17 protein-coding genes are annotated in these 19,933 nt (G+C 67.5%); 7 read left to right on the top strand and 10 right to left on the bottom strand.

What is annotated here, in order from left to right:
• Positions 1-20 precede the first annotated feature (20 nt).
• Genes ACQP0C_RS10830 through ACQP0C_RS10820 form a run of 3 tightly spaced genes read left to right on the top strand, consistent with a single transcriptional unit; the run spans position 21 to position 3,618 of the window.
• The gene (locus tag ACQP0C_RS10830; protein WP_433732799.1) at positions 21-824 is read left to right on the top strand and encodes a class I SAM-dependent methyltransferase; all 804 of its coding nucleotides are present in this window, start codon (positions 21-23) and stop codon (positions 822-824) included.
• A complete protein-coding gene (locus ACQP0C_RS10825; protein ID WP_433732798.1) occupies positions 821-2,368 on the top strand; it encodes a 1,4-alpha-glucan branching protein domain-containing protein in 1,548 nt (515 codons plus the stop codon). The genes ACQP0C_RS10830 and ACQP0C_RS10825 overlap by 4 nt, the downstream gene beginning before the upstream one ends.
• Positions 2,365-3,618, top strand: coding sequence for a glycosyltransferase family 4 protein (locus ACQP0C_RS10820; RefSeq protein ID WP_433732797.1), 1,254 nt, complete (start codon positions 2,365-2,367; stop codon positions 3,616-3,618). The genes ACQP0C_RS10825 and ACQP0C_RS10820 overlap by 4 nt, the downstream gene beginning before the upstream one ends.
• A 72-nt stretch (positions 3,619-3,690) precedes the next feature.
• On the opposite strand, the gene ACQP0C_RS10815 is transcribed toward ACQP0C_RS10820, so the two are convergent.
• On the bottom strand, positions 3,691-4,236 hold the full coding sequence (locus ACQP0C_RS10815; RefSeq protein ID WP_433732796.1) for a DUF1697 domain-containing protein: 546 nt from the start codon (positions 4,234-4,236) through the stop codon (positions 3,691-3,693).
• Positions 4,237-4,350: 114 nt separating this feature from the next.
• Positions 4,351-5,100 carry an acyltransferase gene (locus tag ACQP0C_RS10810; RefSeq protein ID WP_364498310.1) on the bottom strand — a complete coding sequence of 250 codons (750 nt, stop codon included), beginning with the start codon at positions 5,098-5,100 and terminating at the stop codon, positions 4,351-4,353.
• Between the two features lie 297 nt (positions 5,101-5,397).
• Here ACQP0C_RS10810 and ACQP0C_RS10805 point away from each other — a divergent pair, with 297 nt between their 5' ends.
• Positions 5,398-6,759 (top strand): PQQ-binding-like beta-propeller repeat protein, encoded by a 1,362-nt coding sequence (locus ACQP0C_RS10805; RefSeq protein WP_433732795.1) that lies wholly within the window; start codon positions 5,398-5,400, stop codon positions 6,757-6,759.
• A gap of 76 nt (positions 6,760-6,835) precedes the next feature.
• Here ACQP0C_RS10805 and ACQP0C_RS10800 read toward each other — a convergent pair whose 3' ends face one another.
• The 8 genes from ACQP0C_RS10800 to ctaD all read right to left on the bottom strand — a co-directional run bounded on the left by ACQP0C_RS10800 (position 6,836) and on the right by ctaD (position 16,434).
• Entirely contained in the window at positions 6,836-7,996 is a 1,161-nt protein-coding gene (locus ACQP0C_RS10800) for a THUMP-like domain-containing protein (protein ID WP_433732794.1), read from the bottom strand.
• Entirely contained in the window at positions 7,996-8,973 is a 978-nt protein-coding gene (locus ACQP0C_RS10795) for a class I SAM-dependent methyltransferase (RefSeq protein ID WP_433683493.1), read from the bottom strand. The genes ACQP0C_RS10800 and ACQP0C_RS10795 overlap by 1 nt, the downstream gene beginning before the upstream one ends.
• A gap of 541 nt (positions 8,974-9,514) precedes the next feature.
• Positions 9,515-10,291: an enoyl-CoA hydratase-related protein gene (locus tag ACQP0C_RS10790; protein ID WP_433732793.1), complete on the bottom strand. Its 777-nt coding sequence runs from the start codon at positions 10,289-10,291 to the stop codon at positions 9,515-9,517.
• An 18-nt stretch (positions 10,292-10,309) separates the two neighbouring features.
• Complete coding sequence (locus ACQP0C_RS10785; RefSeq protein WP_433734503.1) at positions 10,310-11,080, bottom strand: NUDIX hydrolase; 771 nt, start codon at positions 11,078-11,080, stop codon at positions 10,310-10,312.
• Between the two features lie 108 nt (positions 11,081-11,188).
• Positions 11,189-12,022 carry an ABC transporter ATP-binding protein gene (locus ACQP0C_RS10780; protein WP_433683491.1) on the bottom strand — a complete coding sequence of 278 codons (834 nt, stop codon included), beginning with the start codon at positions 12,020-12,022 and terminating at the stop codon, positions 11,189-11,191.
• Positions 12,023-12,415: 393 nt separating this feature from the next.
• The gene (locus ACQP0C_RS10775; protein WP_433732792.1) at positions 12,416-13,228 is read right to left on the bottom strand and encodes a peptidyl-tRNA hydrolase; all 813 of its coding nucleotides are present in this window, start codon (positions 13,226-13,228) and stop codon (positions 12,416-12,418) included.
• A 103-nt stretch (positions 13,229-13,331) separates the two neighbouring features.
• On the bottom strand, positions 13,332-14,555 hold the full coding sequence (serB, locus tag ACQP0C_RS10770) for a phosphoserine phosphatase SerB (protein WP_433732791.1): 1,224 nt from the start codon (positions 14,553-14,555) through the stop codon (positions 13,332-13,334).
• Between the two features lie 136 nt (positions 14,556-14,691).
• Positions 14,692-16,434, bottom strand: coding sequence for an aa3-type cytochrome oxidase subunit I (gene ctaD, locus ACQP0C_RS10765; RefSeq protein ID WP_433683489.1), 1,743 nt, complete (start codon positions 16,432-16,434; stop codon positions 14,692-14,694).
• Between the two features lie 349 nt (positions 16,435-16,783).
• On the opposite strand from ctaD, the gene ACQP0C_RS10760 reads away from it, so the two are divergent.
• From ACQP0C_RS10760 to ACQP0C_RS10750, 3 genes are all read left to right on the top strand, one after another.
• Positions 16,784-17,608 carry a VOC family protein gene (locus ACQP0C_RS10760; RefSeq protein WP_433734502.1) on the top strand — a complete coding sequence of 275 codons (825 nt, stop codon included), beginning with the start codon at positions 16,784-16,786 and terminating at the stop codon, positions 17,606-17,608.
• Between the two features lie 136 nt (positions 17,609-17,744).
• Positions 17,745-18,878, top strand: coding sequence for an ABC transporter substrate-binding protein (locus ACQP0C_RS10755; RefSeq protein WP_433732790.1), 1,134 nt, complete (start codon positions 17,745-17,747; stop codon positions 18,876-18,878).
• A 457-nt stretch (positions 18,879-19,335) separates the two neighbouring features.
• Entirely contained in the window at positions 19,336-19,797 is a 462-nt protein-coding gene (locus tag ACQP0C_RS10750; RefSeq protein ID WP_433732789.1) for an AMP-binding protein, read from the top strand.
• Positions 19,798-19,933: the final 136 nt, after the last annotated feature.

Below are 19,933 nucleotides of genomic sequence, written 5' to 3'. Positions count from 1 at the left end.
GTACCAGTAACGTCGGAGCGATGAGCGAGGCTGTGATCCCTGCCGCAGTGGGCACCACCCCGGGCATTACTCCCGAGCCGGGCGTAGAGCCGTTGCCGCTGACCGGCGAGCGGACCGTACCCGGCATCGCCGAGGAGAACTACTGGTTCCGTCGGCACGAGATCGTCTACGCGCGACTGCTCGAACACTGCGCGGGAAAAACGGTGCTGGAGGCCGGATCCGGTGAGGGTTATGGCGCGAACATGATCGCCGACGTGGCCACCAGGGTGATCGGCCTGGACTACGACACCAGCGCGGTCGCGCACGTGCGCGCGCGCTACCCGCGCGTCGAGATGATCCAGGGCAACCTCGCCGAACTGCCGCTCGATGCCGAATCGGTCGATGTGGTGGTGAATTTCCAAGTGATCGAACATCTTTGGGACCAAGGCCAGTTCATCCGGGAATGCCTGCGGGTGCTGCGGCCCGGCGGCGAACTGCTGATCAGCACGCCCAACCGGATCACCTTCTCCCCCGGCCGCGATACCCCGCTCAATCCGTTCCACACCCGGGAACTCAATGCCGACGAACTCACCGAACTGCTGGTCGATGCCGGTTTCCGGGTCACGCTGATGACCGGTGTGCACCACGGCCCGACCCTGAAAGCGTTGGACGCCAAGCACGGTGGCTCGTTCATCGATGCCCAGATCGAGCGCGCGCTGGCCGGGCAGCCGTGGCCCGCCGAACTGACCGCCGATGTCGCCGCGGTCACCATCGACGATTTCGCACTGCGCACCGAGGAGATCGATGCGAGCCTCGACCTGGTCGCCATCGCGGTGAAGCCGTGACCGATAAGGCCGTCCCCGGCCAGTTCACCCTGGTCCTGCATTCCCATCTGCCCTGGCTGGCGCATCACGGTCGCTGGCCGGTCGGCGAGGAATGGCTCTACCAATCCTGGGCCGCCTCTTACCTTCCCGTCGTCGAGGTACTGAGAACCCTTGCCGCGGAAGGCCGTTCACATCTGCTCAGCCTCGGCATCACGCCGGTGCTGGCCGCCCAGCTCGACGACCCGCACTGCCTTGCCGGCATGCACCATTGGCTCGGCAACTGGCAGTTGCGCGCCGACGAGGCCGCGCTGGCGGGCAATATCGCGCTCGGCAGACACGAACATCGGCTGGCCGCCGCGGCGCTGGCGGAATTCGAACGGCACTGGCGTCACGGCGCGGCTCCGGTATGGCGTCAGCTCATCGACGCCGACGCGATCGAGCTGCTCGGTGGTCCGCTCGCGCACCCGTTCCAGCCACTGCTCGATCCGCGACTGCGGGCCTTCCAGCTGAGTGAGGGCCTGTCCGATGCCCGGCATCGCTGGGGCCATATGCCCACCGGAATCTGGGCGCCCGAATGTGGTTACACCCCCGGCATGGAGCTCGGCTATGCCGACGCGGGTGTGACGCATTTCATGGTCGACGGCCCCGCGCTGCGCGGCGACACCACCCTCGGCCGCCCGGTCCGCGACTCGGATGTGGTGGCCTTCGGGCGGGATCTGCATGTGAGCTACCGGGTTTGGTCGCCCAAATCCGGCTATCCGGGCCAGAGCGCCTACCGTGACTTTCATCACTATGACCACGCGACGGGTCTCAAGCCGTCTCGGGTCACCGGCAAGACGGTGGCCGGTCCGGACAAGGCGCCCTATGACCCGGAGTTGGCGGCCGCGGCGGTGGTCCGCGATGTCGAGGATTTCGTGCGGACCGTGCGCGAGCGCCTGATCGCCGAATCGGCGCGAATCGGCCGTCCGGCCCTCGTCGTCGCCGCCTTCGACACCGAACTGTTCGGGCACTGGTGGCACGAGGGTCCGCAGTGGCTGGCCCAGGTGTTGCGGGCACTGCCCGAGGCGGGTGTCACGGTCGGGACCTTGGCCGATGCCCGCGCGCGCGGATTCGTCGGGGACCCGGTGCCCTTGGCCGATTCGTCGTGGGGTTCGGGTAAGGACTGGCGGGTCTGGGCCGGTGATCAGGTCAAGGACCTGGTGGAACTCAACGACGAAATCGTGCGTCTGACCCTCGATACGGTGGACAAGATGCGGGCCGCGGACGGCGGTGTCGCACTGCGCGATCCGGTCGCCGATCAGCTGTTGCGCGAGGCCATCCTCACCGTCTCCAGCGACTGGGCCTTTATGGTCAGCAAGGACTCCGCGGCGGGCTACGCACGCGATCGCGCGCACCGGCACGCGCACGCGGTACGGGAGATCGCGGCGGCCGTAGGCGCGGGTCAAGTCGCCAAAGCGCACCAGTTGGCGGCAGGATGGGGGGCGGCCGACGGCTTCTTCCCGAGTTTGGACGCACGGCGGCTGGCGATCGCGGACCGAGACTCCGCTCGAGAAGGACATTCATGAAGATCTTGATGGTGTCGTGGGAGTACCCACCGGTAGTGGTCGGTGGGTTGGGCCGCCATGTGCATCACCTGGCGGTCGAATTGGCAACGGCGGGCCATGAAGTGGTCGTGCTCGCCCGCCGCCCCTCCGGCACCGACTCCTCGACCCACCCCACCCACTCCTTCATCGCCGAGGGCGTGCTGGTGGTCGCGGTCGCGGAGGATCCGCCGTGCTTCGACTTCGGCGAGGACATGCTGGCCTGGACGCTGGCCATGGGCCATGCGATGGTGCGCGCCGGTGTCGCACTCGGCAAGCCCGGCATCGGCGACGGCTGGATTCCGGATGTCGTGCACGCACACGACTGGCTGGTCGCGCATCCGTCGATCGCACTCGCCGAGTACTACGACGTGCCACTCGTGTCGACCATCCACGCCACCGAGGCCGGGCGGCACAGCGGCTGGGTCTCGGGCCGGGTCAATAAGCAGGTGCATTCGGTCGAGTGGTGGCTCACCAATGAATCCGACGCGCTGATCACCTGCTCGACCTCGATGCAGGACGAGGTGGAACGCCTCTACGGACCCGAACGCATTCCGATGACGGTGATCCGCAATGGAATCGATGTCGGCGCGTGGACCTTTCGGCCGCGCGCCCCGCGCACCGGTCCACCACGCCTGCTCTATGTGGGGCGGCTCGAGTACGAGAAGGGTGTGCAGGACGCGATCGCCGCGCTGCCGCGCATCCGCCGCGCCCATCCCGGCACCACGCTGACCATCGCGGGCATCGGCACCCAGTTCGAATGGCTGCGCGAGCGCACCCGCGTGCACCGGGTCGCGCGCGCGGTCAACTTCGTGGGACAGCTCGGTCACGAGGAACTGCTCGGCTGGCTGCACGGGGCCGACGCCATCGTGCTGCCCAGCCGCTACGAACCCTTCGGCATCGTCGCCCTCGAGGCCGCCGCCGCGGGCACCCCGCTGGTCACCTCCACCGCCGGTGGACTCGGCGAGGCCGTTATCGACGGTGTCACCGGCGCATCGTTCGAACCCGCGGATGTCGACGGCATTGTCGAGGCGGTGCGCGCCACCCTCGACGATCCGGCCGCCGCCCAGGACCGCGCCTACGCGGCCCGCGAACGCCTCACCGCCGACTTCGCCTGGGACGTGGTCGCCGCCGAAACCGCCCTGGTCTACTCTTCGGCCAAACGCCGCGTCCGCAATCCACTCGGCCGACCGACCATCATCGAACGCCCACTCCCGGAGCGCGATCCGAAGTAGGTACCGGCCCCCCGGGTCGTCCGAAGCTGCGTGCCGCGCAGGCAATCCCGCGCTGCGGGAGGCGGCGCGGGATCAGGCCTCCAGCTTCTTGACGATCTTCTGCACGGTCAGCCAGGTGCGGGTGGTGATGTCCTTGCTGTAGGTCTTCTCCAGCCAGGCCATGAAGTCCGGGGTGCGCGGTTCGGTGTTATCGATAACCGCGAGGACGGCGCGGGCGGCGCGGTCGTAGCCAACGATCTGGACGCCCGGTTCGGTGTGCTTGCGCAGTCCCTCGGTGACATTCGATGGAGCCTGCTTGAGGAAGGTCGCGATGAGGTAGGTTCCGCGGCCGTGGGTCAGGCCCGGGAACGGGTCGGTATCGAGCAGGTCGCGCAGCTCATCGTAGGTGCGCACGATGGTGCCGCCCGGAATCCCGAGTTCGCTGTTGAGCGCGTCCTGAATGCGGTCCTCCAACTTCGCGATATCGCTGTCCGCGCTGCGGAAGACCACATTGCCGCTGGCCAATACCGTCGCGACCTTCTCGAACCCGAGCCCCTCGAACACCGCGCGCAGTTTCTCCCCCTTCATATTGGGGTTGGTCGGCATGATCCCGCGCAGTAGCGCCGCGTACCTGTTCATAACGCTGACCGTACCGACTCGCACCGACGCGAATCGGTACGTCCGGCGTCCGAAATCGCACGAGCCCCGGGTCCGTACGGGATCCCGGGGCTCGGTGGCACGGCGCGGCGGCGATTACGCCGACTGGGTGGCGCCGTTCTTCTTGCGCTCGATATCTTCCAGCGCGGCAATGTATTTGGCGCGCTCCTCGGCGCCCGCCTCCCAGGTCGCCTTGCGGTTCTTGACGACCTTGGCCGGTGCGCCGACGGCGATGCTGTAATCCGGAATCTCGCCCTTGACCACCGCGTGCGCGCCGAGGACACAGCCGCGGCCGATGCGGGTCTCGCGCAGCACGGTCACCTTGGCGGCGATCCAGGTGTCCGGACCGATGCGGACCGGACTCTTCACAATGCCCTGATCCTTGATCGGCATGGTGATGTCATCCATGCGATGGTCGAAATCGCAGATGTAGCACCAGTCCGCGACCAGGGTGGACTCGCCGATCTCGATATCGAGATAGGTGTTGACCACGTTGTCCTTGCCGAAAACGACCTTGTCGCCGATGCGCAGCGAACCCTCGTGGCAGCGAATGGCATTGCCGTCGCCGATATGCACCCAGCGGCCGATCTCCATCCGGCCCAGTTCGGGGGTCGCGTGGATCTCGACGCGCTTGCCGAGGAAGACCATGCCGCGCAGCACGATATGCGGGTTGGCCGCCTTGAACTTGAACAGCCGGTAGTACCGCACCAGATACCAAGGCGTGTACGCCTTGTTCGCGAGCACCCAGCGCAGCGAAGCCAGCGTCAGAAATCGCGCCTGCTGCGGATCCCGGCGGCGCGAGCCGCGCCACCGCGAGCGCAACGGTGCGCCCCACATGCTCGTCACGAACTCATCTCCTGTCGTGGTTCTTCGATCGTGACCCGACCCGGTCGCGATCGATTGAGCTTATCCGGCGCGGCTCGATGGGCTCCGGCCAGCGTCCACACCCCATCGAACGACAGCCGAACCCGTCGCACATCGACTCACTCGGCAAACACCGCCGGGACCCGTACACCGTTGGATGACCCTCCCGTACAGTGACTGCTGCGCCGCCGACGGCGGCCCGAACCTCCACACGGGCGACTCCAGCCAAGTGGTGCGTGTACTGGGGGTCGACACACTTTGGTCTCGTCCGAGCGGCCCATGACGACAGGAGTGCACCAGGTGCGAAGCGGCGGCGTACTGGCCAACCCGGCGCGCGGGCTGATCTTGTCCAGGCTGCGGACGGCGGCAGCGCTGGCCGCGGTCGGCACGCTGGCATTGGCGGGCTGCGGCACCGATGTCGACGACATCACCGTGGGGTCGGGCAAGGGCTGGACCTCCGCACACCACGACGGCCGCAATACCGGCGTCAGCCCGGTCACCGGATCGCGCAAATTATCGCTGAGCTGGTCACGACCGGTCGGTGGGCCGATCGAGCAGGGCGTAACCCTCGGTCCGGACGGACAGCTGTTCGTGACGACCGTGACCGCGGGCAACTGCGCCATTCTCTCGCTGCAGATGCCCACCGGGCGCAAGCGCTTCTGCAATCCGCTCGGACCGAATGCGATCTCCGCGCCGACGGTGGTCGACAGTGGCACCAACGTATATGTCGGCGACGACGGCGGATTCAGTGCGTTCAATTCCATCGGACAGCCGCGCTGGCGGACCGCCGTTGCGGGCGTACCGGTTTCGGCACAGTTCACCGGCGACGGGAACATCCTGACGATCACCCAGTCCGGTCAGGTCGACGTGCTGAGCCGCCAGACCGGCGGGCGCGTCGTCCCCACCACCCAATTGCTCGGCGAGCCCGATCTCCTGGACTACCCGGATCTCACCCGCCCAGCCTCGGGTCAGGGTCTCGACGACTGCGCCATCGGCGGACCGCAGTGCCCGGTCGCCAATATCTCGCCGATCGACACCTCCAGCGGCCGCTTCTTCATCACGCTCTGGAAGCCCGGCAAGCCGACCGCCGCCCTGGTCGCATTGCGCTACGCCGACAATAAGATCCAGCAGGAGTGGAGCGCGGATATGCTCACCGAGGGCAGCGCGACCAGCCCCACCCTGTCCGCCGACGGCCGCACCGTCTACGTCGGCGACAACACCCATCGCCTGATCGCGGTCGATGCCGCGGACGGTCGCACCAAATGGGTCCAGCCCCTGGAATGGGCTCCGCGCGGCGGCATTTCGGTCTCCAGCGACGGCCTGATCATCCCCTCCGGCGACGACGGCTTCCTGCTCGCCCTGCGTGATAAGGGCGACGCCGCCGAGATCATCTGGGAGCGCAAGGATCTCACCCTGCGCGGCACCCCCGTCCAAACCGCTGGCAACACCGGCTACACCGCCGCCGCCATCGGCGACGGCATCAACCTCATCACCTTCGACACCAAATCCGGCGCCACCGTCGACTCCGACCCCCTCCCCAACGCCAAAGGCACCACCACCGGCACCGCCATAGGCGCCAAGGGCGAAGTAATCCTGGCCACCCGCATCGGCGAAATCTTCACCTTCGAACCCGAGCAGTAACCCCTGGACATCCGATCACCATGCGCTGTTGCGGGCAAACGTCGAGAGCGGCCTGCACCAGCGCATTCTCGTGGGATCAGGTGGTGCAGAGGAAGGCGGCGGTGGTGCGGGCGAGGCGAGTGAGGATGAGGGTGTAGGGGTGGGTGCCTCGGGGTTTGAGGCGTTTGCGGAGGGTGTCGGGGTCTATGTCGACGCCGCGGGTGAGGATTTCCAGGGGGCCGCAGTTGCGGCGGGTGAGTTCCTGGCGCAGGGTCTTTTCGCGGAGGTCGAGGCGGTCCAGGATGCGGAAACCGCGGACGCCTTCGGGGACGCTGTTGCCGGTGAGGTAGGCGATTTTCGGGTCCAGTTGCCACAGGCCGTGTTTCGCGGCGTAGTGGCGGACCAGGCCGGCCCGGACGATGGCGCCGTCGGGGTCGATGATCCACTCACCGGGGGCCCGCTCGGGGATGTCGTCGGGGTCGGCGTCGGTGAAGGTGAGGGGTTCGGCCCGGGTGGACAGGACGGTGGCGCGGCGGGTGACGCCGGGTTCGGACAGACCCGCCGACCACAGGCACGCCTCGCGGACCGCACCGTCGAGGGAGACGACCTCGATCTCGCCGGACCAGTTCAGGCGGTCGAAATCCAGTCCGGGAGCGCACTTTACGGCGAGGTCGCGGCCGGGGTAGGCGGCGAGCAGATCCGGCAGCGGGGGCTGTAGTTTCGCCGGATCGTGGGTGCGGCGCCCGTCCGCGCGGCGGGCCGGATCGGCGATGACGACGGTGCCGGTGCTGCACGAGACCAAGGCATCGGCCTTGGCCAGCAGAATATTTCGGGATTCGGCGAGGTTATGTGCGGCCATCGACAGGCGCACGTCATCGAGGTCGCTGCCGATTACCGCAGGGCAGGTTCGGGTCAGTTCGGCGAGCTCGGCACCGATCGAGCACGTCACGTCGTGCACAGTGCGCCCGGACAGCCTCTCGGCACGGTGGCGGGCCACCAGCGTCGGGGTCGCCTGTTGCAGCGCGTCGTCGGTGAACAGCCACGCTGCGGTATCGACCAGCTTGGCCGTTGCGCGACGACGCAGCCGCACGGTTTCGATGAGCGCGCCCGAACTCGCGCCGAACTCGCGACGCACCCGCTCCAGATCACGCAGGTGCGTCGCGGTGGTCAACTCCAGCCGGTCCACCTCGGCCAGCGCGGCACTGCCCGCCGCGCTGCCGAGGAAGGCGACGTCCTCGTGGCTGAAGGAATAGCCCACTATTTGGCAGCAGAGCCCGGCTTCACGCCGGTGATCATGGCGTTGTAGAAGAACTGACGCGGCACCACCCGGCGCATGACATTCTCGTCCAGCCAGCTCAGCCGCAGCCAGGCGCGGTACATCGCCATCCGGTAGCCCATGGTCAGCTTCTCATCCGGCACGGCCGCCTCGAAGGTGCGCACCGGCCAGCCCCACAGTGCCGCCGCGAACTCCTCGGTGCTCGCCTTGACCTCGGCGGCACCCGCACGGCGGGCCATCGCCTCGAGCTCGCTGGGATCGAAGGTGTGCAGGTCGACGACCGCCTCCAGCGCCGCGGCGCGCGAGGATTCGTCCAATTCGGCCTGCGGACGCCGCCACCCCGACAGTGCGGGCAGCTTGGTCACGGTGGTGGTGACCTTCCAGGTGATGCGACCGAGCCAGCGCGCGTAGAAGTTGCCCGCGGTGGTCGGTTCACCGGCGAAGACGAAACGCCCGCCCGGCTTGAGCACGCGCAGGCACTCCTTGAGCGCCAACTCCACATCCGGGATGTGGTGCAGCACCGCATGGCCGACGACGAGGTCGAAGGTGTCGTCCTCGTACGGGATGGTCTCGGCGTCCGCGACCCGGCCGTCGACATCGAGTCCGAGGTTCTCGGCATTGCGCAGTGCGACCTTCACCATGCCCGGCGATAGGTCGGTGACCGAACCGGACTTCGCGACGCCACCCTGCATGAGGTTCAGCAGGAAGAAACCGGTGCCACAGCCCAGTTCCAGCGCACGCTCGTACGGCAGCGGCGCGGGACCGACCGCGGCGTCGAACCGGCCACGGGCATAGTCGATACAGCGCTCGTCATAGGAAATCGACCATTTGTCGTCATAGGTCTCGGCTTCCCAGTCGTGGTAGAGCACCTGGGCGAGCTTCGTATCCTTCAGCGCAGCTTCGACCTCGGCCTCGGTGGCATGCGGGTTCGGCGCCGGGTCATCGGGGTGGACCGTCATGGTGGGCTAGCCTAGCCAACCCGCCGCCGCACGTCTGCAGCGGACCAGTGAGTACGGCCTGATTTCGCATTGCCACCCCGTCCCCCGAGACTCGTTCTGGTTCTGAACCCGCCCGGTGATCTCCGCACGCACCGCCGCGAACCCCGGATGCGCCCAGCAAGCTGGGGCTCGAGCGGCCCGCCCGATCACCGAACGCCACCGCGCCCGCACCACGAGGCGGACAGGAACGTGTTCCCGTTTATGTCTTCGTCGGCGCTCGGGATCAATCAGATCCCACCCCGCCCCGTACGGCCGGCACAAATCCCCGGAATGCCACCAAGGCGAGCACACGGCCCAATTCCGAACTGTCCGGACACAACTCCATATCGATTCGGTCCGAGCAAGATCAAGCCCGCCACGTCGGCGACCGACGACCACTGCCGACTCGGACCGTCCGCCAGATCGCCCGACGAACGCCGCCGACCGCAACCGTCGGCCAGGCACGACCCGCAGCCGCGTACCGCCGGTCCATCCAGCGCGCGAGCGAGATCGTTCGGCCCTGTCAGCGACCGACGAACGCCGCCGAACCCGGACCGTCGGCCAGGTAGGACTCGGTGCCGATGTGGCGGTCTTCGGTGGCGAAGAGAGCGGTCCATTCGGTGCGGGCGCGGTCGAGGCCGTGCGGGCCAGCTTCGAAGACCGCTTTGGCGGCGGCGAGGGCGCGGGCGGGGCCGTCGGTGAACTGCTGGGCCCAGCGCATGGCGGCGGTGTAGACGTCATCGGGTGCGACGACCTCGTCGACCAGGCCGAGGGTGCGCGCCTCGTCGGGTGCCACGAAGCGGCCGGTGTAGACGAGATCCTTGGCGGGGCCGGGACCGATCAGCAGCGACAGCCGGCGGATGCCCGCCAGCGGGATGAGGCCCGCTTTGATCTGGGGCAGGCCCAGTTTGACGTTATCGCCGATGATGCGACGGTCGGCGGCCAGTGCGAGTTCCAGACCGCCGCCGAGGCAGTAGCCACTGATCGCGGCGACGGTCGGCTGGGGCACCTTGGCCAGGCAGGCCAGCGCCGCCTGCAGATCGGCGGCCATCGCATCGGCCTGATCCCGGGTGAGGCCGGAGAGTTCGGCGAGATCGTCACCCGCCGAGAAGACCCGCTCGTCGCCGTAGACGACCAGCGCGGCGACCCCGGAATGTGCGGCGACGACCGCGGCGGCCTCGGCCACCTCCCGCACCACCTGCGCGTTCAGCAGATTCAGCGGCGGGCGGTCGATCCGGAGGACGGCGACGCCGCGCACGGCGGGATCCTCGGGCAGCTCCAGGGTGACGAATTCGGCCATGGCAGGAAACCTACTGCCTCACGGCCGCGCGGATCCCTTGAGCCTGCTGGTATCCGGGAGATCGGCGAAGTACCGCTGGTTGTTCGGGAAGTCGAGTAGCTGCTGCCCGTCGGAACCGGAGAGCACCGGCATGATCGGTTCGACCACCTTGTCGACGGCCAGAATTTCCGCGGTGGAACCGAATTCGCCGATGGCATCCAGCTGTGCCCAGGTCGGCGGCAGCAGAATGTCGGTGCCCGCGCGCCAGCGCGCCAGCGCGTCCGCCGGGGTGCGCCACTGCACCTCGGCTGCCTCGGAGGTGGCACCGTCGGCCAGCTGCCCCTGCGGCAGCACCGCGACGAAGAACCGGGTGTCATAACGCCGCGGCTCGATCACCGGGGTGATCCAATTCGCCCACGGCCGCAGCAGGTCCGCACGCAATACCAGCTTCTCCTCGGCGAGGAAGGCCGCGAGGGACAACTCGCGCCGCTCCAGCCTGCCCCTGGCATCGTGGTAGCCGGTGGTGTCGGAGACCACGGTATCGGCGGCCGGACCGGCCAGCAGCACACCGCATTCCTCGAAGGTTTCGCGCACGGCGGCGGCGACCAGCGCCTTGGCCCGCGGTTCGGTGGTGCCGAATTTCTCGGCCCACCAGGCCGGTTCGGGTCCGGCCCACTCGATATCGGCGGTGCCGTCCGAGGGATCTACACCGCCGCCGGGGAATACCGTCATCCCGGCGGCGAAGGCCATCGCGCCGACCCGGCGCTGCAGGAACACCTCGGGCCCGGCGGCGCCGTCACGCACCAACATCACCGTCGACGCGTCCTTAAGCGACGGTACCGGCTGAGAAGCAGCGTTCGTCTCACTCACAACTGCACCCTAACGCTCGCTTGGTTTACGGCGTAATCCCCACCACCGTCAGCGCGACCGGTGCCGCCCCAGCCGACGCGCGCGGCGTGCGAAATAGCGACCATCGACGCGATCGAGGGCGATCGACTGCCGGAACGCCTCACTGAGGTTCTCGGCGGTCAGCACATCGGGCAGCAAACCCTGCGCGACGACCGAGCCCTCGTTCAGCAGCAGACCGTGGGTGAACCCCGGCGGAATCTCCTCGACATGGTGGGTCACCAGAACCATCGCGGGCGAATCGGGATCCGCGGCCAGATCGCCGAGGCGCTCCACCAATTCCTCGCGCCCACCGAGGTCCAAACCGGCGGCGGGCTCATCGAGCAGCAGCAGCTCCGGATCGGTCATCATCGCGCGGGCGATCAGGACTCGCTTGCGCTCACCCTCGGACAATGTCCCGTAGGTGCGATCGGAAAGATGTTCGGCCCCCAGGCTTTCCAACATGTCGATGGCACGGTCGGTATCGACGTCGTCGTAGCGCTCACGCCAGCGACCGAGTACCGCGTAACCCGCGGAGACCACCAGATCGCTGACCTTCTCGTCGCGCGGAATCCGGCTCGCCACCGTGGCCGAGGACAATCCGATGCGCGGGCGTAGCTCGCTGACATCGGTTTTGCCGATCACCTCACCGAGCAGATGGGCAATGCCCGAGGTCGGATGCACTTCGGCGGCGGCCATGCGGAGCAGCGAGGTCTTGCCCGCGCCGTTCGGTCCGAGGACCACCCAGCGTTCGTCGAGCTCGACCTGCCAGGTGACCGGGCCGACGAGGGTGTGACCCGAGCGTCGGATGGTCACGTCGGTGAAATCAATGAGCAGATCGGGATCCGGTTGCGGCACGGGCTCCATCTTGGCTCAAATGTACGGTGCTTGTACGACCGGCCCATGCCGGTCGCGAGAATTGGACCGCTCGACCGCGACGACGCGGGGAAACGGACCGCCCGCGCACCGCACCCGGTGGATTGTTCGGCGGTTCATCGGTGGAGCGGAACATCCGCGCGACGATCAGTGCCAGTGGAATCGAGCAGCCGACCCAAACGGCGAGTATCACCAATAGCGTCGTCATGATCATGGCCTCCAGCGAGTAGCATGCGGGCGGTCCTGTTCCGAACGTACCCAGATCGGCGCTGGGTGAATCCCCCCGATGCCGAACATCGAAATATCTACGAAATGTATTCGTCGGCGGGGCCGGGAATGTGAATCGTGTAGCAGGCGAATTCCCGCGGTGCAACGATGGGGCGGTCAGTATTGTCCCGATTGCCCGGGTACCGCAATAACAGTTATCGAGCCGGGCGCGACCTCGGTGAAACCCGCATCACGCACCGCGACGGCATGGCCACGAGATACTTTCTCGCACAGCGTCGCCCAGTGTTCCGGTGTGGATTCGCGTACCGCGCACCGGAACTGACGCTCGGACCACAACCGGGCCTCGTCCACCGTCAGTGCACCGGCGAGCAACATGCTGGCGTGACCGACCTGCGCGGCGGCCTTGCCGAGGGTCATACCGAGCTTCGCATTCACCCACAGCACCGGCAGTTCGGGATCCACGGGCCCGGGATCGTCGTGCTCCAGGTCGGTGCCGTTGATCTGCAATCGCTTGATCCGCGGATCGACCGCGCCCACCGGTCCCGGCACGAATGCCCGCGCCTGCGCACCGTCCACCTCGACGGTCACCCCGTCGACCGCATCGGCGGCCAGCCATTGTGCGCCGCGTGCCCGCCGCGCCACCTTGCGGATCCGCGACCGCTTCCAGTCCAGGAATCGCTGCGCCCACTCCCCATCGGGCCCGACCCGCTCGTCCAGGCACAGCGCCACCGTGGCCGCCGCCGCGGCCTCCAGCAGCGCGCTGCGCCGCGGCGGGTCGGTCTTGGGAATGTGCAGCACCATCTGCATGGCTTGTACCGATGCGGGGTCCTCGGGATCGCCGAGGCCGCCGTAACCGCGGGCGAGTTCCGCGTGCCGGATGCGGAACCCCTCGATGCCCGTGGACAATTCGGTATCCGCAGTATCACCGCCGCGGACTCCAGCGGCGCTTTCCGGGATACTCGACATCACTACACCTCGATCGTCAACGAAAACTGCTGTGCGGGATCGACACCGGCCGCCACGACCGGCCGCACTTGAGTGCAAGCTCCGTGCGGCCCGCCGCATTCCCGACTCAGCTGCCGATCAGCGGTACGCGGCGGATGCCGCCGTCACGCGCGTCAGCGGCTTCCACCTCATCGCGGGTCACGCCGAGGACGAACAGCACCGCGTCGAGATAGGGGTGGGACAGGGCCGCATCAGCGACCTCGCGCAGCGCGGGCTTGGCGTTGAAGGCGACGCCGAGGCCGGCGGCATTGAGCATGTCGATGTCATTGGCACCGTCGCCGACGGCCACGGTCTGCTCCATCGGCACGCCGGCCTCCGCCGCGAACTTCCGCAGCGCCGTGGCCTTGAACGCCCGGTCGACGATCTCGCCGACCACGCGACCGGTCAGCTTGCCGTCCTCGATCTCCAGGGTGTTGGCCTGGACGAAGTCCAGCTCCAGTTCGTGTGCGAGCGGTTCGATCACCTGACGGAATCCGCCCGACACCACACCACATCGGAATCCGATGCGCCGCAGTGTCCGAATCGTGGTGCGCGCGCCCGGGGTCAGTTCGATCCGGTCGGCGACCTCATCGATCACCGACTCGTCCAACCCCTCCAGGGTGGCCACCCGCTGGCGCAGCGATTCGGCGAAGTCGATCTCGCCGCGCATGGCCGCCTCGGTGACCTCGCGGACCTGATCCTCCACCCCCGCGTGCGCGGCCAACATCTCGATGACCTCACCCTGGATCAGGGTCGAGTCCACGTCGAAGACGATCAGCCGCTTGGCCCGCCGGGCCAGCCCGGCCCGCTCCACCGCGACATCCACCTGTTCGGCGACCGCGACCTCGGCCAGCGCCGTGCGCAGCCGCGCATCCGAATCGGGTCCGGTATCGGTCGCGGTGACCAAGAGCTCCATGCCGGTCACCGGGTAGTCGGCGATGCCGCGGATGGTGTCGATATTGGCGCCGAGCGCGGCGAGCTGACGCGAGACCGCACTGAACGCCCGCGCGGTCACCGGGGCGCCGAGGATGACCACCGCGTGGGTGGACATCGGCTGCCTGCCGATCTGCGCGCCGACCTCGACGTCGACGTGCATCCCGACGGTATTCATCGCCTCTTCGAGTTCGTCCTGCAGCGCCTCGGGATCACTCGGGCAGGTGATCAGCACGCCGAGGGTCAGTCGGCCGCGGATGACCACCTGCTCCACATCCAGCAGGCTCACATGGTGTCGCGACATGGCCGCGAGCAGCACTGACGTCACACCGGGCCGGTCGGGTCCGGTGACGGTGACGAGGACGGTGGTGTCGGCCAACTGAGGTGCTCCAAGCTAGTCGTTTGCCGCTGCTGTGCTGGACCCCGATGTCGCAACACTTCGGTCGATGTACTCCTGCACAAACGAGTGTGCACCCACTGATGACCAGCAGGTGCACACTCGTCGATCGAAAATGCTAGTGCTTTGCCAAGGCGCCTTCGTGCACCTCGGTGGCATGCTTGCCCGAGCCCCAGCCCACATGCGCCTCGGCCCGCATCCGCTCGACCATGTGCGGGTAGTGCAGTTCGAAGGCGGGGCGCTCGGAACGGATTCGGGGCAGCTCGTAGAAGTTGTGCCGTGGCGGCGGGCAGGTGGTGGCCCACTCCAGCGAGTTGCCGTAACCCCACGGATCGTCCACGGTGACGACCTCGCCGTAGCGGTAGCTCTTGAAGACGTTCCAGATGAACGGCAGCATCGACGCGCCCAGGATGAAGGCGCCGATCGTGGAAATGGTGTTCAGCGTGGTGAATCCGTCGCTGGGCAGGTAGTCGGCGTAACGACGCGGCATGCCCTCGGCACCCAGCCAGTGCTGCACCAGGAAGGTGGTGTGGAAGCCCACGAAGGTGGTCCAGAAGTGCCACTTGCCCAGGCGCTCGTCCATCATGCGGCCGGTCATCTTCGGGAACCAGAAGTAGATACCGGCGTAGGTGGCGAACACGATGGTGCCGAAGAGCACGTAGTGGAAGTGCGCCACGACGAAGTACGAGTCGGTGACCTGGAAGTCCAGCGGCGGCGAGGCCAGGATGACGCCGGACAGACCGCCGAAGAGGAAGGTGACGAGGAAGCCGATGGAGAACAGCATCGGCGTTTCGAAGGTCAGCTGTCCGCGCCACATGGTGCCGATCCAGTTGAAGAACTTCACGCCGGTCGGGACCGCGATCAGGAAGGTCATGAACGAGAAGTACGGCAGCAGCACGGCGCCGGTGGCGTACATGTGGTGCGCCCACACCGCGATCGACAGCGCCGCGATGCCCAGGGTCGCGTACACCAGGGTGGTGTAACCGAAGATCGGCTTACGCGAAAAGACCGGGAAGATCTCGGACACGATGCCGAAGAACGGCAGCGCGATGATGTACACCTCGGGGTGGCCGAAGAACCAGAACAGGTGCTGGTAGAGCAGGATGCCGCCGGTGGCCGGATCGTAGATGTGGCCGCCGAGGTGGCGGTCGTAGGCCAGGCCGAACAGCGCGGCGGTCAGCAGCGGGAAGGCGAGCAGTACCAGCACGCTGGTGACGGCGATGTTCCAGGTGAAGATCGGCATCCGGAACATGGTCATACCCGGTGCGCGCAGGCAGACGACGGTGGTCAGCATGTTGACGCCACCGAGGATGGTGCCAAGACCGGAAACCGCGAGGCCAAGGATCCACAGGTCGGTGCCGACGCCCGGCGAGTGCAGGATGTCGGTCAGCGGCACGTACGCCGTCCAGCCGAAGTCCGCGGCGCCACCGGGGGTGATGAAGCCCGCGGTCGCCATGGTCGCGCCGAATGCGTACAGCCAGTAGCTGAAGGCGTTCAGTCGCGGGAAGGCGACGTCGGGGGCGCCGATCTGCAGCGGCAGGATGATGTTGGCGAAGCCGAACACGATCGCGGTCGCGTAGAACAGCAGCATGATCGTGCCGTGCATGGTGAACAGCTGGTTGAACTGCTCGGGCGAGAGGAACTGCAGGCCCGGACGGGCCAGCTCACCACGCATCAGCAGGGCCATCAGACCACCGATGAGGAAGAACGCCATCGAGGTGGTCAGGTACATGACACCGAGGACCTTGGGGTCAGTGGTGGTGACCATCTTGACGATGAACGAGCCCTTCGGCCCGGTCCGAGCCGGATACGGCCGAGTCGCTTCCAACTGAGGGACTGGCTTTGGCTCTACGGCAGTCACTGATCCTCCTGAAAGGTGCCTTTAGGTCGCTCCGCAGGCTCCGCTGCTCGCATCCGTCCCACTACCGGGAGCAGACGAGGAGTTCGCTTGCGCTCCTGAGATCGTAAACCGTGCTGCCGCAGCATTCCGCACGGGTCCTACTCAGCGTCGTATTTCCCCGTTCGGGCGCAGTTGCCCGCGCATCCGGCGATCATGAGATCGGCACCGCCCGAGCCGACGCATCCGTGTGACCTGCGCGCAGTCACGACCGATGACTTTCCAGGGCGGCCGACGTCTCTATCGGTGACAGCGTTCCACCTGTGCTAGCTCCAAGGAGACCGTTATGAGTACAGCATCGCGCAGCGATTCGATGAGGGGTGGTGGTCGGGCGCCGGGCGGGCCCGCACCGAAGATCGGCGACCCCTGCTGGGTCGATATCTATACCTCCGATCCCGATCGGGCCATCGATTTCTACGGCCGACTGTTCGGCTGGACCGCCGAGCGCGCTGGCGAGGAGTTCGGCGGCTATATCACCTTCCACAAGGACGGCAAGGCCGTCGCGGGCGGCATGGGCAAGACGGCCGACAGTGTCGAAGGCCCTGATCAATGGACTGTCTACCTCGCCGCGGCCGATGCCAAGGCCACCGCCGACGCGGCCGTCGCACACGGCGGCACGGTCGTGGTTCCGCCGATGGATGTCGGCGAACTCGGCGCGATGGCGGTGCTCGGCGACACCAGCGGTGCTGGCGTCGGTATTTGGCAAGCGGGCGAATTCGCCGGTTTCCAGACCATCGGCATCGTCTCGGGCGGCACGTGGAGCGACCATGCGGGCAGCCCATCCTGGTTCGAACTGCACACCCGCGACTACGCGGGCGCCCTCGCCTTCTACCGCGAGGTCTTCGGCTGGAGCGATACCTTCACCATCTCCGACACCCCGGAGTTCCGCTACACCACCATCCACGCCACCACCCCGATGCTGGGCGGTGTGATGGACGCCTCCGCCTTGCTGCCCGAGGGCGTACCGGCGGGCTGGACCATCTACTTCGGCGCCGACGATGTCGACGCGGCGGTCGCCAAGGTCGTCGAACTGGGCGGCACGGTGCTGTCCCCGCCGCAGGATTCCCCCTATGGGCGATCGGCTCAGGTCGCCGACCCCACCGGTGCTCGCTTCAGCATCGGCGGCAACAGCAAATGAGCTAGGGCGACGACCACGCGGAATCACCTCCCCAACAGTGGGATTCCGTGTGGTTTCGGCCGCATGCCCGGAGGTAGCGGCCGTGCCGTGGTGGCCTCGCGTCCCGGGACCCGCGGCACCCGGTACCCTCACCCGCATGCCGGTGAGCGCCCCTGTTCGCACCCGAAACCGCACCGCTAGCGACTGCTTGCAGGTCGCTCGAAACTGCACTGCCTCCTTCCGATACGGCACCGCCTGGAATCGCGCGGTCCGGCACCGGGGCACCGCGGTCGCCCTACTCTGCGCCGCACTGCTCGTCGCGGGCTGCAGCCAGAACGACGATGCCAGCTCGATCGTGCGCACCACGACGAATATCGCGGGTGCGGGCGTGGTCGGGCTCGACCGCGACACCTCGCAGGCGTGCCCGTTGCCGAGCGCACCCGATCCGTCGAACGGCAAGACCCGCACCGTCACCCACGCCGCGGGTACCTCCGAGGTGCCCGCCGATCCGCAGCGGGTTGTAGTGCTGTCCACCTCGGCACTGGACGCCACCTGCGCGGTCGGCCTGTGGGAGCGCGTCGTCGGCGCGGTGCCGATCGACGGACCGCGCCCACAGCCGATGTATCTCGGCTACGGCGTGCTGAAGATTCCCGCCGTCGGTTCGGCCGCACAGCCCGATCTCGGGCAGATCGCCGCCCTGCATCCCGATCTGATCATCGGCGATACCTCCGCTGGCGCAAGCGGTTTCACCGCGCTGCAGGCAATCGCGCCCACTGTACTCGCCGATTCCGCCAGCGGCTGGCAGACCGAATTCACTACGCTCGCAGCGGGTCTCGGCCGCCGCGGGGCCGCGGTCACCGCACTGGAGAACTACCGCGCCGAGGCCAGGGAAACGGGTAATGTGCTGGCCGCCAGCCAGAGTCAGGCCTCGGCGGTGCGCTTCACCGCCGACCAGATGCAGGTCCAGGGCAGTAACAGCTTCGCGGGCCAGGTTCTCGCCGACGTGGGCGTGCAGCGCCCGACCGCGCAACGCGGCACCTCCTTCGACGTGACCGACAAAGACCTGATCAAGGTCGAGGGCGACATCATCTACGTCATCTTCGCTGGCGAATCCGGCGAGCGGTACGGCAGGACGGTGCTGCGCGGCGATGCCTGGAAGGACCTCGGCGCCGCCACCGATAAGCGGGTGTTCGCGGTGGATGACACCGTCTGGCACGGTGACGGCCTCACCGCGGCCCGGGCCCTGCTCGCCGATCTGCGCGGCAGCCTCAACGGGTTCGTCACCGACTGACTGTGTCTATTTGCAGCGCCTTCGGCGCTGCGTGTTCGCGGCCCCCTGGTGTCTCGCGTCCGAGCCGTCGAGACTCGCGACTTCGTCGCATGCGCTTCGACGGCTCGGACGCGAGACGGGCCGCGAACGGTCGCTCGTAAGACTCGCTCCGCGCTGGTCATCTGAGGGCAGGAAGTTCGGCGCTGCAGGTGATGCCTGGCCAGCGGTTCAGACTCGCGCCTGCGGCGCATGCACTTCGACAACTCGGACGCGAGACGGGCCGCGAACTCCTCGTTCGTAAGACTCGCTCCGTAGTCGTTGCGAGTGGCTTGATCGATTCGATCGACTGCGCACACCTTGGGTAGGGATTCGCTCACCCTTGGAGTGCGCCGCTCAACGCTTGGGTAGCTGTCGCCATCCCCTTCCGACAGCGAGATTAGAGAGGTACCGAGAGCACCTACCTGCGAGGGGATACACAATGACAAGCACCCTGGTCGAATCGCCCGCCTACAACGTCATCCAGATGCAGCCGCGCCTGCGGAACGCGGCCGAGTTCGATCAGTCTGCGGTCTCCACCAACTCCGGGGCACTGGCCGACGTCGAGATGGATCGCTGGGCGAACCGGCTGGCCCGAGTGCTGATCGCCCGTGGCGCCGCCGTGAACACGCGGATCGCGCTGGCGATCGACCCGCAGATCGAAGCAACGGTCGCCGCATCCGCCGTGGTGAAGCTCGGCGCGACTCCGGCAGCGGTGGCCGAGGACGCGGACGCGGTCCCCGGCTCCTACCTCGGTATCACCACCAAGGCCCGCCGTCCCGAGCTCAGCGATGCCATCGACTGGCTGATCCTGGACGACCGCTCGACGCTGCAGCGCTACCTGGTCAGCTCCGATGCGCCGATCACCGACGCCGATCGGCGCAACATCCGCAAGTCCGCCTGACCTGCTCTTCCGCCTGCGCGCCCGAACCGGTGAAGTTCGGGCGCGCTGTGGCGTGAACGGCGGGCCGGGGGGCGATAGCGCAACGAAACCGCAGGGACCCGAGAACGCCGCCGATCGAACACAGTGTGGTGAATAC

Source organism: Nocardia sp. CA-129566 (assembly GCF_050956075.1).
Taxonomy (GTDB): Bacteria; Actinomycetota; Actinomycetes; order Mycobacteriales; family Mycobacteriaceae; genus Nocardia.
This window is presented reverse-complemented; position numbering and strand designations above follow the sequence as displayed.